This is a genomic window from Streptomyces sp. CB02058 (assembly GCF_001905505.1).
Classification (GTDB): Bacteria; Actinomycetota; Actinomycetes; order Streptomycetales; family Streptomycetaceae; genus Streptomyces.
The window spans coordinates 86,000-100,512 of the sequence record NZ_LIPG01000001.1 but is presented as its reverse complement, the minus strand read 5'-3'; the positions used below and the strand labels follow the sequence as shown (position 1 = coordinate 100,512).

The 14,513-nt window shown below is 71.3% G+C and carries 16 protein-coding genes; 8 read left to right on the top strand and 8 right to left on the bottom strand.

Features of this window, described 5'->3' with window-relative positions:
* Nucleotides 1-106: 106 nt before the first annotated feature.
* From AMK10_RS00540 to AMK10_RS00525, 3 genes are all read left to right on the top strand, one after another.
* Nucleotides 107-868: a phosphoglyceromutase gene (locus AMK10_RS00540; RefSeq protein WP_014154899.1), complete on the top strand. Its 762-nt coding sequence runs from the start codon at nt 107-109 to the stop codon at nt 866-868.
* 1,071 nt (nt 869-1,939) lie between these two features.
* Nucleotides 1,940-2,188 (top strand): hypothetical protein, encoded by a 249-nt coding sequence (locus AMK10_RS00530; RefSeq protein ID WP_073743611.1) that lies wholly within the window; start codon nt 1,940-1,942, stop codon nt 2,186-2,188.
* On the top strand, nt 2,185-2,427 hold the full coding sequence (locus tag AMK10_RS00525) for a hypothetical protein (RefSeq protein WP_073743609.1): 243 nt from the start codon (nt 2,185-2,187) through the stop codon (nt 2,425-2,427). The genes AMK10_RS00530 and AMK10_RS00525 overlap by 4 nt, the downstream gene beginning before the upstream one ends.
* Nucleotides 2,428-2,436: 9 nt before the next feature.
* Here the strand turns inward: AMK10_RS00525 and AMK10_RS00520 are convergent, their stop codons facing one another.
* The gene (locus AMK10_RS00520; RefSeq protein WP_073745917.1) at nt 2,437-2,949 is read right to left on the bottom strand and encodes a MarR family winged helix-turn-helix transcriptional regulator; all 513 of its coding nucleotides are present in this window, start codon (nt 2,947-2,949) and stop codon (nt 2,437-2,439) included.
* 76 nt (nt 2,950-3,025) lie between these two features.
* Here AMK10_RS00520 and AMK10_RS00515 point away from each other — a divergent pair, with 76 nt between their 5' ends.
* Nucleotides 3,026-3,982, top strand: coding sequence for an EamA family transporter (locus AMK10_RS00515; RefSeq protein ID WP_073743607.1), 957 nt, complete (start codon nt 3,026-3,028; stop codon nt 3,980-3,982).
* On the opposite strand, the gene AMK10_RS00510 is transcribed toward AMK10_RS00515, so the two are convergent.
* Complete coding sequence (locus tag AMK10_RS00510; protein WP_073743605.1) at nt 3,951-4,730, bottom strand: hypothetical protein; 780 nt, start codon at nt 4,728-4,730, stop codon at nt 3,951-3,953. The two genes, AMK10_RS00515 and AMK10_RS00510, sit on opposite strands and share 32 nt — an antisense overlap.
* Nucleotides 4,731-4,958: 228 nt before the next feature.
* Between AMK10_RS00510 and AMK10_RS00505 the strand changes: the two genes are divergently transcribed.
* Nucleotides 4,959-5,954: a phosphotransferase family protein gene (locus AMK10_RS00505; protein ID WP_073745915.1), complete on the top strand. Its 996-nt coding sequence runs from the start codon at nt 4,959-4,961 to the stop codon at nt 5,952-5,954.
* A 16-nt stretch (nt 5,955-5,970) separates the two neighbouring features.
* Here AMK10_RS00505 and AMK10_RS00500 read toward each other — a convergent pair whose 3' ends face one another.
* Together AMK10_RS00500 and mshA are read right to left on the bottom strand one after the other, a co-directional pair.
* Nucleotides 5,971-6,477 (bottom strand): YbjN domain-containing protein, encoded by a 507-nt coding sequence (locus tag AMK10_RS00500; protein ID WP_073743603.1) that lies wholly within the window; start codon nt 6,475-6,477, stop codon nt 5,971-5,973.
* Between the two features lie 96 nt (nt 6,478-6,573).
* On the bottom strand, nt 6,574-7,923 hold the full coding sequence (mshA, locus tag AMK10_RS00495) for a D-inositol-3-phosphate glycosyltransferase (protein WP_073743601.1): 1,350 nt from the start codon (nt 7,921-7,923) through the stop codon (nt 6,574-6,576).
* Between the two features lie 208 nt (nt 7,924-8,131).
* On the opposite strand from mshA, the gene AMK10_RS00490 reads away from it, so the two are divergent.
* The 3 genes from AMK10_RS00490 (at nt 8,132) to AMK10_RS00480 (ending at nt 11,911) form a co-directional block, all read left to right on the top strand.
* Nucleotides 8,132-8,917 (top strand): class I SAM-dependent methyltransferase, encoded by a 786-nt coding sequence (locus AMK10_RS00490; RefSeq protein ID WP_073743599.1) that lies wholly within the window; start codon nt 8,132-8,134, stop codon nt 8,915-8,917.
* Nucleotides 8,918-9,184: 267 nt separating this feature from the next.
* Nucleotides 9,185-10,261: a C40 family peptidase gene (locus AMK10_RS00485; protein WP_073743597.1), complete on the top strand. Its 1,077-nt coding sequence runs from the start codon at nt 9,185-9,187 to the stop codon at nt 10,259-10,261.
* 300 nt (nt 10,262-10,561) lie between these two features.
* On the top strand, nt 10,562-11,911 hold the full coding sequence (locus tag AMK10_RS00480) for a PP2C family protein-serine/threonine phosphatase (protein ID WP_073743595.1): 1,350 nt from the start codon (nt 10,562-10,564) through the stop codon (nt 11,909-11,911).
* On the opposite strand, the gene AMK10_RS00475 is transcribed toward AMK10_RS00480, so the two are convergent.
* From AMK10_RS00475 to AMK10_RS00460, 4 genes are all read right to left on the bottom strand, one after another.
* Nucleotides 11,893-12,228: a DUF2516 family protein gene (locus AMK10_RS00475; protein ID WP_073745913.1), complete on the bottom strand. Its 336-nt coding sequence runs from the start codon at nt 12,226-12,228 to the stop codon at nt 11,893-11,895. The two genes, AMK10_RS00480 and AMK10_RS00475, sit on opposite strands and share 19 nt — an antisense overlap.
* 128 nt (nt 12,229-12,356) lie before the next feature.
* Entirely contained in the window at nt 12,357-13,019 is a 663-nt protein-coding gene (locus tag AMK10_RS00470; RefSeq protein ID WP_073743593.1) for a hypothetical protein, read from the bottom strand.
* Between the two features lie 28 nt (nt 13,020-13,047).
* The gene (locus AMK10_RS00465) at nt 13,048-13,557 is read right to left on the bottom strand and encodes a helix-turn-helix domain-containing protein (RefSeq protein ID WP_073743591.1); all 510 of its coding nucleotides are present in this window, start codon (nt 13,555-13,557) and stop codon (nt 13,048-13,050) included.
* Nucleotides 13,558-13,696: 139 nt separating this feature from the next.
* The gene (locus AMK10_RS00460; protein WP_073745911.1) at nt 13,697-14,497 is read right to left on the bottom strand and encodes a phosphotransferase; all 801 of its coding nucleotides are present in this window, start codon (nt 14,495-14,497) and stop codon (nt 13,697-13,699) included.
* Between the last annotated feature and the right edge of the window lie 16 nt (nt 14,498-14,513).

Genomic DNA, 14,513 nt, shown 5'->3' with positions numbered 1-14,513 from the left:
GCCACTCAATTGACGCCGCCCGTCAATCGGAGGTTCTCCACCCCGCCTCCGTCCGCCCTGTGACCGAGCGCGCGGAGCTCGCACGGGTTCGATTACGCTCGGACCCATGGCCGACGCACCGTACAAGCTGATCCTCCTCCGCCACGGCGAGAGCGAATGGAACGCGAAGAACCTGTTCACCGGATGGGTGGACGTAGACCTCACCGACAAGGGCGAGAAGGAGGCGGTCCGCGGCGGTGAGCTGCTCAAGGACGCCGGCCTGCTCCCCGACGTCGTGCACACCTCCCTCCAGAAGCGCGCGATCCGCACCGCCCAGCTCGGGCTGGAGGCCGCGGACCGCCACTGGATCCCCGTCCACCGCTCCTGGCGCCTGAACGAGCGCCACTACGGCGCACTCCAGGGCAAGGACAAGGCCCAGACGCTCGCCGAGTTCGGCGAGGAGCAGTTCATGCTCTGGCGCCGTTCCTACGACACCCCGCCGCCCGCCCTCGAGGACGGCACCGAGTTCTCGCAGAGCGCCGACCCGCGCTACGCGACGATCCCGCCGGAGCTGCGCCCGCGCACGGAGTGCCTCAAGGACGTCGTCATCCGCATGCTGCCGTACTGGTACGACGGCATCGTCCCGGACCTCCTCGACGGCAAGACCGTCCTGGTCGCCGCCCACGGCAACAGCCTGCGCGGCCTGGTGAAGCACCTGGACGGCATCTCCGACGACGCCATCTCGGGCCTCAACATCCCCACCGGCATCCCGCTCGCCTACGAACTGGACGCCGACTTCCGCCCCCTGAAGCCGGGCGGCACGTACCTCGACCCGGACGCGGCGAAGGCCGCGATCGAGGCCGTGAAGAACCAGGGCAAGAAGAAGTAGCCTTCGCAACCATGCCCCCGACCTGCGCATACGGCGCGGGGCGGGGGCATTTTCGCTGCCTGGGCCCGCTGTGGGACCTCAGCGGAGCGGCTTGCAGAGGACTGAGCCTGATCGATGAGCCCTCGCGACCGGCCTGACAAAGGTGGCGCCGATCCGCAAAGCTGGTGTGCTGCGCGGACGCCGGCCTGCTACCGCTGTCTGTACTGTGCGCCGTGGGGGGCAACGTGATTGATCAGGACTGGAACGATGACACCGAGTACCACCGAGCCGAGGGCCGGGCTTGGGTCATGGTGGCGGTTGCCTCATTCTGCGTGTTGGTGGTTGTCGGCCTCGTCGTCCTGGCCGTCTCCGGTGTGGGCATCTTCGTGGCTCTTGTGAACACTCTCAGCGGATAGCGGACTGCGGCACAGCAGCGAAGCGCAGCAACCTGCGCGACCGCAGTCGACCTTCCCGATGGGGCCTTTTGGTGCCCGGCCCAGGGGACGGGCTTCCTCGGGCCCGCCCCATAGGGAAGCAGCAAGGAAGGGTGCCCGCGAGCGCGGGTACGGTGCGCGGTCGGCTCTGGCAGGTCATGTGTGCTGGCCATCGACGAAGCCCGGTCGTCGGTTGGGTCCCGGACGCGTTCTCCGGGCCGCCCCCGTACAGGCCGGGGATGCAACCATTCTCTTCAGAGCTGGAGCCCCCGGAAGCCGACCGCGCGCTTGCGAGTCTAGGAGCCGACACTGACAACGAGCTCCAACCCCGCACCTTTGCCCGAGTATTGGGCGAATCATGGATGCTCGTCGCACCGGCCCACGGTCATGTGGCAGTCGACGCACGCAGGTTCGGGGGGCGGGGCCCGCGACACCGCTCCGACCGCCCGGCCGCCCGGCCTGCCCGAACCATCCGCCCGCCGGGCCTGCGCGGACCGCCCGCACCGCCCGTACCGCCCGGCAGGGCGATGCAGGCATGGTCCCCTCCCACCGTGGCACCCGCTAACGTGACCTCCACACCCGCCCGTTACCCAGGTACACACCCCGGCGGTACGGGGTCGGCAGGGCGTGGAGAGCAAGGAGATCGGGGAGAACGATCATGGGCGAGTCTCTGAGGACCTTCGTCGGCGGTACCGAGGTCGAGGTGCCCAACAGCATTCCGGCGATCCGCGCCGCGCTCCCCGAGGAGAGACGCGAGGAGTTCGACCAGGCGATCAACGAGGCCGGGGTGCACGAGATCCAGGCCGTGATGCGCCACTGGATGCTCGAGTCCGTACCCGACCCCGAGGCCGAGCAGATCCTGGACCGGCTGGCGCAGGACGAGGCCGAGAGGCGGAACGTCGCTTGAGTTTCCGCATCTCCTACGCACCGCCCGCCGACGACACCCTGGCCAAGATGCGCGACGGCGACTCGTTCCGGGACGAGATGGCGCGCACCCTGGGCCTGGACCCCTACGGACACGCCTCGACCGCCGTCAAGCTCGAACGCGACCGGCGCGAGGCGACCGTGGCCGGGGCCATCGTCCTCTACTACGTCTCCGGGACCGTGCTGACGGTCACCGTCGTGAGGCTCGTACCGCTGCCCTGAGCCGGGGCCTCACCCCAGCCTGACCTGGCGGTCCGTGTCACCCAGGGACTCCAGCAGGCCGCGCAGGTCGCCCGCGACCTGGTCGCGCTGCTCCTCGGTGAGGCCGGACAGCAGGCGGTTCTGGTTCTCCACATGGTCCACCAGCGCCCGGTCGATCAGCTCCCTGCCCGCCGCCGTGAGCGAGACGTGCACGCTGCGGCCGTCCTCCTGGCGACGGGTGCGTACGACCAGTTCACGCTCCTCCAGCCGGTCCAGCCTCTGGGTGATCGCGCCCGACGTGACCATGGCGGACCGCATCAGCTCCACCGGGGTCAGCCGGTGGGGAGCCGGGCTGCGCCGCAGCGTGGCCAGGACGTCGAACGCCGCGGGGTCCAGGTCGTGCGCGCCGAACACCGCGCGCTGTTCGGCCTCGACGATCCGGGCCAGCCGCTTGATGCGCCCGAACACACCCATCGACGAGGAGTCCAGGTCAGGGCACTGCTCCGCCCACTGCGCCAGCACGCGGTCCACATGGTCGCTCATGGACCCCAGCATATCTTTAGCTTAGCGTTGAGCTATCTACTTGCTTAGCGCTAAGCAAAAACGCTACGGTCCAGCCATGACCCAGGACTCAGGCTCTCCGGCCGACCGGACCGCGGCCGACTCCGCGCTCACCGCCCTGGCCCCGCTCGTCTGGGGCTCCACCTATCTCGTCACCACCGAATTCCTGCCGCCCGACCGGCCGTTACTGGCCGCCACGGTCCGGGCCCTGCCGGCGGGTCTGATCCTGCTCGCCATCGGCCGGACGCTGCCGCGCGGAAGCTGGTGGTGGCGCGCCGCCGTCCTCGGCACCCTGAACATCGGGGCCTTCCTCTATCTGCTGTTCGTCGCCGCCTATCACCTGCCCGGCGGAGTGGCCGCCCTGGTGATGGCCGTACAGCCGACGGTCGTCCTCGCCCTGTCGGCGCTGCTGCTGAAGGAGCGGATCACGCCGGCGCACGCGGCCGCCTGCGCGCTGGGCATCGTGGGTGTCGGTCTGCTTGCCCTGACGCCCCGCGCGGGTCTGGACGCGGTGGGCGTGGGCGCCGGGCTCCTGGGCGCGGTCAGCATGGCGACCGGCGTCGTACTGACGAAGCGCTGGGGGCGCCCGCCCGGCGTGGGGCTGCTGACGTCCACGGGCTGGCAGTTGAGCTTCGGCGGGATCCTCCTGCTGCCCGTCACCCTGATCGGCGAAGGGCTGCCCGGCTCGGTCGACGGCCGCAACGTCGCCGGCTTCGCCTATCTCGGGCTGATCGGCGCCCTGCTCGCCTACGCGGTGTGGTTCCGGGGCGTGGAACGGCTGCCGGCGCTGACCGTGTCCGTGCTCGGCTTCGCGTCACCGCTCACCGCGATGGCGCTCGGCTATCTCGTCCTGGACGAGACCCTGTCCCCCGTACAGCTCGCCGGCGCGCTGATCGTCGTCGCCGCCGTGGTCCTCGCCCGCCCCCGGACGACGAAGGGGCGGGAGCCGTCCCTCCGGCCCCCGCCCCCTCACCGCGTCCGGGTCAGCCGAGCTTCCCGACCTGCGCGTCGATGACCGCGGTCGGCAGGTCGAAGTCGGCGTCCGCGCCCGTCTTGCCGAGGTTGAAGGAGAAGAACGTGGCAACCGTTCCGCCCTGGCGCAGGCTCACGAGCTTGAAGGGAGCCGCGGCGTCGCCCTCACCCATCTGCACCCGCCACGCGAGGGCCTCCTCGCCGCCGGTCACCTTCTCCTCGGTCAGCTTGGTGACCTTCTGCTTCGAACCCTTCATCGCCAGGGTGAACCCGCCCTCGGCGCACGCGGCGGCGGACTCGCGGAGCTCGGCGAGGCTCTGGGCCGCGCCCTCACCGTCGTACGAGGCGAGGGTGACCAGCGACGAGGTGATGTCGAGCATCCCGGCGAGCGCGTCCTCGGGGTCGGCGGCCTCGTCCTTCTTGGGCTCCTCGACGACCTTGCGTCCGGCGTTGCCGACCGGCTCGCCGCGCTTCACGCCGTAGAAGGCGTAACCGATGGGCTCGCACTCCTTCTTGTCCACCGTGACGTCCTCGGCCTTGCCGATGTCCTCCGGGCCGGTCTTCGTGATCTTGTGGCCCGCGACATCGCCCTGCTCCAGCGAGACCTTCTCGAGCTCGGCCGTCGTCAGGGCCTTGACCGCCGCGGGCTTGGCGGAGGAGGAATCCTTGGCTCCCGAGGCGTCGCCGTCGCCCTTGGCGTCGGAGTCCGAGCCGCTGCACGCGGTGGCGAGAAGGGTCAGGGACGCCACGGCGGCGGCGAGGGCGGTACGGCGTACGGCGGTGGCGCGCATGGTTCGTTCATCTCTCGGTCCGAAGGAGCAACAGCCCTCCCCCGGCGGGCAATTCAGTCCCGACACGGAAGGAGTGTCACAGTGCGACACACTCTACGATCGGACACCTGTCCGATGATCGGCCCGAACGGTCACGGAATGTGATCGTGACTTGACTGTGATCACCTTGTGAAGCGGCTGTGGGACCGGGTCGCCCGCCGGGTGACGAGCCGGAGAGGAGTCGTGGCCGTGCCCATCGACTCGACAGCAGCTGTCCTCGGAGCCGTCGGGGTCGAGGCCGGCGAGATCGCCTCTCTCGAAGCGCTCAGCGGCGGCACGTACAACACCGTGACCCGGGTGACCTTCGAGGACGGCAGGGACTGGGTGGTGAAGGTCCCGCCCGGACACGGCACCGGGATGGGTTACGAACAGCGGCTGCTGACCAACGAGGTGACGTTCTACGAGGCCGCCGCGGGCCTGGCCGGGGGCACGATCCCGGTGGTCGTCCACAGCGAACTCGACCCCTCGGCCCCTGCCGGGGCGTACGTCGTCATGACCACGCTCCCCGGGCACCCCTGGCGCGACGTGAACGCTTCGCTGACGGACCGTGAGACACAGCGCCTGCGCACCGATTTCGGGCGGATCGTCGGGCAACTGCACGGTGTGACGAGCACCGCCGGTTTCGGCTATCCCGCCGAGCCCTTCGGGCCGCTCGCCACGACCTGGCGGGAGGCGTTCACCGCGATGACGGATGCCGTACTGGCCGACGCGGAGACGTACGGGGCGAGGCTGCCGGTGCCCGTGGCCCGCGTGCGCGAGGTGCTCGCCGGGGCGGCGGACGTGCTGGACGAGGTGGTCCGGCCCGCGCTCGTGCACTTCGACCTGTGGCAGGGGAATCTGCTGGTGACCGGCGAGCCGGGTGACACGCGCTTCGGCGGGATCATCGACGGCGAGCGGATGTTCTGGGGCGATCCCGTCGCCGACCTCGTCTCCACCACCCTGCTCGGCGACCCGGAGGCGGACACGGACTTCCTCGCCGGTTACGCGTCCACGGCGCCCGAACCCCTGGTGTTCACCCCGTCCGTACGACGGCGGCTCAACCTCTACCGCAGCTACTTGTACCTGATCATGCTCACCGAGACGGTGCCCCGGGGGACCGACGCCGAGGGCCTGGCCTGGACATGGCGGGAGGTGGCTCCGCGTCTCGTCGCGGCGCTCGACGAGGTGGCGTCAGGCAAGGCCTGAGCGCGTCCGGCGGCCGTCAGGACGGGCGCCGGGTCAGGTGTGTGAAGGCGTCCAGGTTGCGGGTGGACTCGCCGCGCTCCACCCGCCAGGCGTACTCCTTGCGGATCGCGGTCGCGAAGCCCAGTTCCAGCAGCGGGTTGAACGCGCCGTCCGCCGCCTCCAGGACCACGCCCAGCAGCCGGTCGAGCTCGTCGGGTGTGACGACGGAGAGGGGGAGCCTGCCGACGAGGTAGATGTCGCCGAGCTGGTCGATCGCGTAACTCACCCCGAAGAGGCGGAGGTTGTGCTCCAGAAGCCAGCGGTGCACCGCCGCGTCGTTCTCGTCGGGGTGGCGGATGACGAACGCGTTGAGGGAGAGGGAGTGCTGTCCGACGAGCAGCGAGCACGTCGTGGACAGCTTCCGGGTGCCGGGCAGCTTCACGACGTAGTTTCCGGGCTCGGGGCTCTCCCATTCGAGCTCCGCGCCGTCGAGCGTCGCCTCGATGACCTGCGCCGCTGCTGCTTCCTCGGATACGTCAGCCATGGTGCGAGCGTACGACAACGCGCCCTCGGCCCGGCCGGGACAGGAACGGGCGCGTCCTTCGCCTCAGCCGTGGCGCGAGCGGGCGCGTCCCTCGCCTCAGCCGTGGTGCGAGCGGGCGCGGCGCCGGTGGTCGAGCATCGCCGCCGTGTACACATCGGCGGTGGCCGACGCCGCCGTGTCCCAGCCGAACGACTGCGCGTGCGCGGCCGCGGCCTCCCCCATCCGGCCCGCCAGCTCCGCGCTGTCCGCGAACCGGCCGAGCGCCGCCGCGTACGCCTCGGGGTCGTGGCCCGGGATCAGGAAACCGCTGACCCCGTCCCGCACCGCGACCGGCAGACCGCCCACCGCCGCCGCGACCACGGGCGTCCCCGCCGCCTGGGCCTCTATGGCGACGAGCCCGAAGGACTCGCTGTACGAGGGCATGACCAGCACGGACGCCGCGCGGAACCAGTCGGCCAGCTGATCCTGCCCGACCGGCGGGTGGAACCGTACGACGTCGGCGATGCCCAGCCGTGCCGCCAGCTTCTGCAGCCCCTCCGGCTTGGCGAGCCCGCTTCCGCTCGGACCGCCGACCACCGGCACGACGATGCGCGAGCGCAGCGAGGGGTCACGGTCCAGGAGGACGCCGACGGCCCGCAGCAGCACGTCCGGGGCCTTCAGCGGCTGGATGCGTCCGGCGAAGAGCGGGATCAGGGCGTCCTGCGGCAGCCCCAGACGCGCGCGGGCCGCGGCCCGGCCGTCGGCGGGACGGAAGCGGTCCAGGTTGACCCCGGGGTGCACGACGGCGACGGACGCCGGGTCGGCGTCGTAGAAGCGGATGAGCTCGTCGGCCTCGCCCGCGGTGTTGGCGATGAGCCGGTCGGCGGCGTGGACGATCTGCGTCTCGCCGATGACACGGGCGGCGGGCTCGGGGGTGTCGCCCTCGGCGAGCGCCGCGTTCTTGACCTTCGCCATGGTGTGCATGGCGTGGACGAGGGGAACGCCCCACCGCTGGGCGGCGAGCCAGCCGACCTGGCCGGAGAGCCAGTAGTGGGAGTGGACCAGGTCGTAGTAGCCGGGGCGCTGACCGGCCCAGGCCTGCATCACGCCGTGCGTGAAGGCGCAGAGCTGCGCGGGCAGCTCCTCCTTGGCGAGGCCCTCGTACGGCCCCGCGTCGATGTGGCGGACCAGGACCCCGGGCGCCAGCTCGACCGTCGGGCGCAGGCCGCCGGTGGTGGCCCGGGTGAAGATCTCGACCTCGATGCCGATCGCGGCGAGGCGCTTGGCCAGCTCCACGATGTAGACGTTCATGCCGCCCGCGTCACCGGTGCCCGGCTGGTGCAGGGGTGAGGTGTGCACGGAGAGCATGGCGACCCGGCGCGGCTTGCGGTGTCCGGAGAAACCGCCGGGGAAGCGGAGACGGGGTGCCGCACGGCTGCTGCCGAGCCGGGAGACGTACTGGCTCACGGGTCCGCTCCTCCTCGCTCAGGGCATGACACGTACAGGGCACACGCGCCCTTCGAAGGGCCAGAACAGCGGAACGCTGCCTTTCATTTCCGCTTTGCCAAATCATTACGTTCCGCCCGGGCGTGCCTGCGGCCCTCCCGCACGCCCGGCTGATCCGCTTCCGCGCTCCTCGCGAGTACCCCCCGGGGCTTCGCATACGCTCCTGTGCATGCACCAGCGCCCCATCGGCACCGCGACCCGCGGGACCACCAACCCCAACCGGCTGCGCCGCATGGACCGCTGGATCGCCGCCACCCACGGGCCCGCACTGCGCCGCAGCGACTCCCCCGTCGCGGTCGACCTCGGCTACGGCGCCGCGCCCTGGACCGCCGTGGAACTGCTGGAACGGCTCCGTACGGTCGAGCCACGCACGGCGGTGGTGGGCATCGAGATCGACCCCGAGCGGGTCGCGGCGGCGCGGCCGTACGAGCGCGAGGGGCTCACCTTCACGCACGGCGGCTTCGAGATCCCGCTGCCCGGCCGCCCGGCGCTGATCCGGGCCGCGAACGTGCTGCGCCAGTACGACGAGGCCGAGGTCGCCGCGGTCTGGCAGCGACTGTGCGCACGGCTGGCGCCCGACGGGCTCCTGGTCGAGGGCACCTGCGACGAGATCGGCCGCCGGCACGTGTGGGTCGCGCTCGGCCCCGAGGGCCCGCGCACGGTCACGTTCGCGACCCGGCTCGGCTCGCTGGAACGCCCCTCGGACCTCGCCGAGCGCCTCCCCAAGGCACTGATCCACCGCAATGTGCCCGGCGAACCGGTCCACGCCTTCCTGCGGGACCTCGACCGGGCCTGGGCCACGGCGTCCCCGTACGCCTCGCTCGGTGCGCGGCAGCGCTGGATCGCGGCGGTGAGGGCGGTCTCCGCCGACTGGCCGCTGACGGACGACGTACGGCGGTGGCGGCAGGGCGAGCTCACGGTGCGGTGGTCCGCGCTGCGCCCGGGGGCGCACTGAGACCCACGGGCCCGCGCCGGGGCGACCGGACGGACCTCACACCCGCCCGGCGCACACCGGCGCCGGCCGCCCGCCCCGAATCGGATGCCCGCCCCGGGAACACCTGCGGATCACCGTTCGTCCCCCTGTGTGACGAGACGGGTGACGCTGACCTCTGTTGCTTTACGGGGCAACATGGCACGATCGCGTCGTTGCTCAAACGTTACTGACGGTAAGTCACATGTCCGCGATCTGGCCTTTGGTGGCCTTTCGCCCGAGGGGGAGCTTGTGAACCGACGCCACTGTGCCGCTGCCGCGATCACCCTGGTCTGCGCACTGGCCGTGCTCACCGCGCCGGTCCAGGCCATGGCCGCCCCCGTCCCCGAGCCCACCCCGACGGCCACCGCGCCCGCCGCGCCCGCCACCGGGAAGAAGAGCCTCGAAGAGGTGCGCGAGGAGATCGACACCCTCTACCGCAAGGCCGGTGCCGCCACCGACGCGTACAACCTCGCCCAGGAGCAGGCCGACAAGCAGTCCGGCGAGATCGTGCGGCTGACCAAGGACATCGCCGACGGCCAGGCGAAGATCGCCGAGCTCAAGGACAGGGCGGGCGCACAGGCCCGCGAGCAGTACCGCAACGGCGGACTGCCCCCGGGCGCCCAGCTGATGCTGAGCGGCAGTCCGGACCTCTTCCTGGACGGCATCGGCCAGACCAGGCAGAGCCAGCAGGCGACCAAGGGGATGCTGACCGAACTCACCCAGGCGCAGAGCGACTTGGAGACGTACACCCAGGACGCCAGCCTCAACTGGGAGAAGCTGGAGGCCAACCGCGTCAAGCAGGCCAAGGCGAAGAAGAGCATCAACGCGCAGATAGCGGCGGCGAAGAAGCTCGAATCGGAGCTGGCCGAGGAGGAGCGGGCCCGGCTCCTCAAGCTGGAGAAGGACGCGGCGTCCACGGCGCAGGCAGCCTGGCTCTCCTCGGGCGCGCTCAAGGACATCAACCGCGACGCGAGCGCGAGCGGCAAGCAGGCACTGGCCTTCGCGACGGCCCAGATAGGCAAGCCGTACGTCTGGGGAGCCGAGGGCCCCGGTTCGTACGACTGCTCGGGGCTGACGTCACAGGCCTGGGCCGCCGCGAAGCGGCCGATCCCCCGGACGTCCCAGGAGCAGTGGCGGCAGCTGCCGCGCATCCCGATCCAGGACATGCGCCCCGGCGACCTGATCATCTACCACAGCGACGCCAGCCACGTCGGGATGTACGTCGGCGACGGGCAGATCGTCCACGCCCCCCGGCCGGGACGCAATGTCACGCTGGCGGGTGCGGGTTCGATGCAGATCCTCGGAGTGGTCCGGCCGGACAAGTAGGCGTCCGGGCGCGCGCGCCGGCCTCCGTGACGCAGGACGCACCCCGCACGCGGAAGCCGGCTCGGCAGATGTGTGCGGGCCGTGTCCGGCGCGTGATGTTTGTCATGACCCCTTGTCCGTTTCGTGCGGACGCATCACGCCGGATCCGTGGTGGGACGCGGCTTATGGCCGCGCATATGACACAGGATGATCGCCGGGCGCCATTCCGTTCCCCCGCCGTGGACCGCTATCGTCCCGGACGGCGGGTCGTCGATCGTCGTCCCGCCGCACCCTCGGGGGGAGGGAAGGAAACCCGAACCGATGCCCGTACCCGTACCGCAGCAACGTGCCGTTCCCGCTGCGGAGACCACTCATGGCGCCGGCCTCACGCTCCTGGTGATCGAGGACGACCCTGCGGGCACCTTCACCGTTCCCGAGCTGTCGTCCGCCACCGGAGCGCGTATCCGCGTCCGCACCGCCCGCAACCTCACCGAGGCCGGCCGGCTGCTCACCGACGACGTCGACTGCATCCTGCTCGACCTCGACCTCGAACTGACCGCCCCGTCCAACGGCGCGCGGACCGAGGGCCGCGAGGAGGGGACCGCGCAGCCGGACGAACTGGCCACGCTGAAGCACGTCCTGCGCATCGCGCCGCAGCACGCCGTCCTCGCGCTCACCGCCGAGGACGACGCCGAGCGGGCCGCCGAGGCCGTGCGGGTCGGAGCGCAGGACTACCTCTTCCGGGACGAGCTCGACGGGCGCCTCCTCAGCCGTGCCATCCGGTACGCCGTGGAGCGGAAACGCGCGGACATCGCCCAGCACCAGCTGACCGAGTCCCGGCTGCGCGCCCAGGAGAACGCCCGGCTGGAACGCGGGCTGCTGCCCACCCCGCTCCTGGACGGCTCAGACCTCGCCTTCGCGGCGCACTACCGGCCCGGACGCAGCCGCGCGCTGCTCGGCGGGGACTTCTACGACACGGTCCGCACGCCCGACGGCACGGTCCACGCGATGATCGGCGACGTCTGCGGGCACGGCCCGGACGAGGCGGCACTCGGCGTCGAGCTGCGTATCGCCTGGCGGGCGCTGACCCTGGCCGGACTCTGCGGCGACGACCTGCTCGCCACGCTTCAGCAGGTCCTGGAGCACGAGCGGCAGAGCGAGGAGATCTTCGCGACCCTCTGCACCGTCGACATCGCTCCCGACGGCCGCCGCGCCGGACTGTGCATCGCGGGCCACCCCGCACCGCTGATCGCCCGCCAGGGCCGGGCGGCGCATCTGCTGCCGTACGAGGACGGCGGCCCGGCCCTCGGTCTGCTGCCGCACGCCCGGTGGCCCCGCCGGCAGGTCGATCTCGGCGGCTCCTGGAGCCTGATGATGTACACCGACGGGCTGATCGAAGGCCGCGTCGGGCAGGAGGGCACCCAGCGGCTCGGCCAGGACGGCATGGTCGCCATGGTCAACGGCCGGCTGGACCAGGGACTCGGCGGCGAGGCGCTGCTGGAGGCCGCGGTCACCCAGGTGCAGGAGCTGAACGGCGGCGAGCTGACCGACGACGTGGCGGTCCTCCTGCTGGAACGCGACGAGGCCCGGATACGCCGGAGGGGCAGGAACGCCTCGCGTTCCCGCCCCGGTGCCGCCTCGGCCGTGGGCGCTCAGCGCCCGCCGTTGTAGGGGCCGTACGGTCCGTCGCTGCTGGAGCCTCCGCGACGGCCGCCGCCGCCCGACACCGCCTTGAGCGCCGGCTTCACGTCCACCATGAAGACGATGGACGCGATCACGCCCGCGATCTGCAGGAACAGGATCGGGATGACGAGGTTCACGAAGACGGTGATCCCGAGGATGATCAGCCAGAAGGACTTCTTCTGCTTGTCAGCGGCCCGGTAGGCGTCCTCGCGCGCTGTCACGGCGAAGACCAGCGCGACCACGGCCAGCACGAGCATGGCCAGGTACAGCAGCTGGAGGAATGAGCCGAAAGCTTCGAGCAACACGGTGAGCACCGCCTAGTCAGTGGATGAGCGCCTCGCGGCCAAGGTACCGGGACAACGACCCGGGCACCCCGAAAGGTGCCCGGCTCCCCGTCCCGGCAATCCCCGGAGCCGCCAACCGCCTCCCGCGCCTACTTCGCGGAGGGCGGGGTGGTCTTCTTCGCCGCGGGCTTCCGCGCGGGCGCCGTCTTCTTCGCCGGAGCGGCGGGCGTGGCCTTGGACTCGGCGGCCTTGGGCGCGGCCTTCTTGGCCGCGGGGGCCACCGGCTTCGCGGCGGGCGCCGGCTTCACGGCGGTCGCGGGCTTGGCGGCCTCGGACTTCTGCTTCGGCACGGACTTCGGCTCGGCCTCGACGACGGCGGCGATCTCCACGATCTCCTCGGCCGTCTCGCCACGCCAGGTCCGCACGGTGTGCTCGCCGCGCTCGGCGACCTTCTCGTACGTCTCCCGGGCGCGCACCGCGTACTCGGCGGCGACGCCGACGCTCCGCAGCGCGAGGTCCTGAGCGCTCTCGCCCCACTTCTTCAGGTCGGTGTCCAGCGCGCCGAAGACCTCGCTGACCTTCGCCTGCACGGTGGCCTGAGCCTCCTTGGCCTGCGTGGCCACGCGCTCCTGAACCGCCTTGGGGTCGGTGTTGCGCACGGCCTCGATCCGCTCGGGCGCCTCGGCCCGCAGCTGCTCGATCAGAGCCGGGACCTTGCGCGCCTGCTCCACGGCGAGGTCGGCCGTGCCGGCGGCGAAGTAGAGAGGGGTCGGGTCGGTGAGGGTCTTGCGCAGGTCATCGGTGATGGCCATGACTGTGGTCCTCCCGGATCATCAGAAGTCAGTTCAGGGGTGGGTCTGCATCACTGCCGTCGGCCGTGCGGGGGCCGCGGGCATCCGGACCGGCACCGTTCGCTTCACCGGCACCGCTTTCCGCGTCGGCATCGATTCTGCTCTCCGCGTCCACGGCACCGTGGGACTCGGGGCCGGTGTCGGGCACGACATCGAAACCGTTCTCCCGGCGGAAGGAGTCGTAGATCTGCAGCAGAACGTTCTTCTGCCGCTCGTTGATCGACGGATCGGCCAATATGACCGCCCGCGTCTCCAGCTCGTCCCGCTCCCGCTCGTCGAGGATCCCGGCCCGCACATAGAGCGTCTCGGCCGAGATCCGCAGGGCCTTCGCGACCTGCTGGAGCACCTCGGCACTCGGCTTGCGCAGACCGCGCTCGATCTGGCTGAGATACGGATTGGACACTCCGGCGGCGTCGGCGAGCTGCCGCAGGGAGAGCTGCGCGGTACGCCGCTGCTCACGCAGGTACTCGCCGAGATTGCCGACGTTGAGTGATGCCATGCCTCGATACTGCCCCACCCTTGCTAACTTTTGCAAGCGCCTGCTTGCAAAAGTGTTCCATGCCATGGAGTACGGGTGGGCACCGGCGGCTGCCGGTCCGAAGAACGCCCGGTACCTCTGTCCTCGCGGCTCCGGAGTGTCAGTTCAGCAGGGCGGCCGTGAACGTCTCGCGGCGCTCCGCCAGCCAGGTCCGCATGCGGTCCCAGCGTTCCCATCCACCACGCTCGGCCAGTGCCCGGAGATAGACGGGGTCGCCGTCGGCCACGCGGCGGGCGACGAAGGCCCGGCAGACGTCGGTGGCCTGCTCGATGACGCCGAACAGCTCGGCGCGGTCCTGCGGCGAAAGGCCGTAGCTGTCGGCAAGGATCCGCAGCCGCGCGGGCGCATCCAGCCCGGAGGGGTAGAGGGCGGCCGCGGACGCGGGATCGACCAGGGGCACCCAGTAGCGGGCGGTCATGGCGACGTCCCAGAGGGGACGGCCCGGAGCCGCCAGGTCGAAGTCGATCAGGGCGGCGGCACGGCCGTCGCGGAAGACGACGTTGTCCGGGCACACGTCGTTGTGGCACAGCATCGTTCCTCCCTCCGGATCGGCCAGGTCCTCCGGCCACCCGGCACGGGTGTCGACCTTGATGGCCGCGCTGGTTTCATGCAGGCGCCGCAGCAGGCGCCCCACCGATTCCAGGGCGGTCTTCGTCATCGCCCAGTCCGCGAACGGTGGCAGGGCAACGTCTCCGGGAATGAAGGTGAGCTGTTCACGGCCGTCCCCGGTGAGGGCGACGGGGGCCGGCGCCGCGTCGAAGCCGTGCTCCTTCAGGGCAAGGAGGTACGCGTGCAGGGCGTGCGCGTTGCGCGGCGCCGGGCGCTCCACCAGCGCACCACGGCGGAAGACCGCCCCTGCGTTCGCCATACCGCCGACCAGCTCCTCGCCCTCAGCCGTCATGACGATCACGCTACCG

Excerpts from the sequence above, each read along its gene's own strand:
- AMK10_RS00540 (WP_014154899.1), top strand. The coding sequence starts at position 107 with ATGGCCGACGCACCGTACAAGCTGATCCTCCTCCGCCACGGCGAGAGC.
- AMK10_RS00530 (WP_073743611.1), top strand. The coding sequence starts at position 1,940 with ATGGGCGAGTCTCTGAGGACCTTCGTCGGCGGTACCGAGGTCGAGGTG.
- AMK10_RS00520 (WP_073745917.1), bottom strand. The coding sequence starts at position 2,949 with ATGAGCGACCATGTGGACCGCGTGCTGGCGCAGTGGGCGGAGCAGTGC.
- AMK10_RS00515 (WP_073743607.1), top strand. The coding sequence starts at position 3,026 with ATGACCCAGGACTCAGGCTCTCCGGCCGACCGGACCGCGGCCGACTCC.
- AMK10_RS00510 (WP_073743605.1), bottom strand. The coding sequence starts at position 4,730 with ATGCGCGCCACCGCCGTACGCCGTACCGCCCTCGCCGCCGCCGTGGCG.
- AMK10_RS00500 (WP_073743603.1), bottom strand. The coding sequence starts at position 6,477 with ATGGCTGACGTATCCGAGGAAGCAGCAGCGGCGCAGGTCATCGAGGCG.
- AMK10_RS00490 (WP_073743599.1), top strand. The coding sequence starts at position 8,132 with ATGCACCAGCGCCCCATCGGCACCGCGACCCGCGGGACCACCAACCCC.
- AMK10_RS00480 (WP_073743595.1), top strand. The coding sequence starts at position 10,562 with ATGCCCGTACCCGTACCGCAGCAACGTGCCGTTCCCGCTGCGGAGACC.
- AMK10_RS00470 (WP_073743593.1), bottom strand. The coding sequence starts at position 13,019 with ATGGCCATCACCGATGACCTGCGCAAGACCCTCACCGACCCGACCCCT.
- AMK10_RS00465 (WP_073743591.1), bottom strand. The coding sequence starts at position 13,557 with ATGGCATCACTCAACGTCGGCAATCTCGGCGAGTACCTGCGTGAGCAG.
- AMK10_RS00460 (WP_073745911.1), bottom strand. The coding sequence starts at position 14,497 with ATGACGGCTGAGGGCGAGGAGCTGGTCGGCGGTATGGCGAACGCAGGG.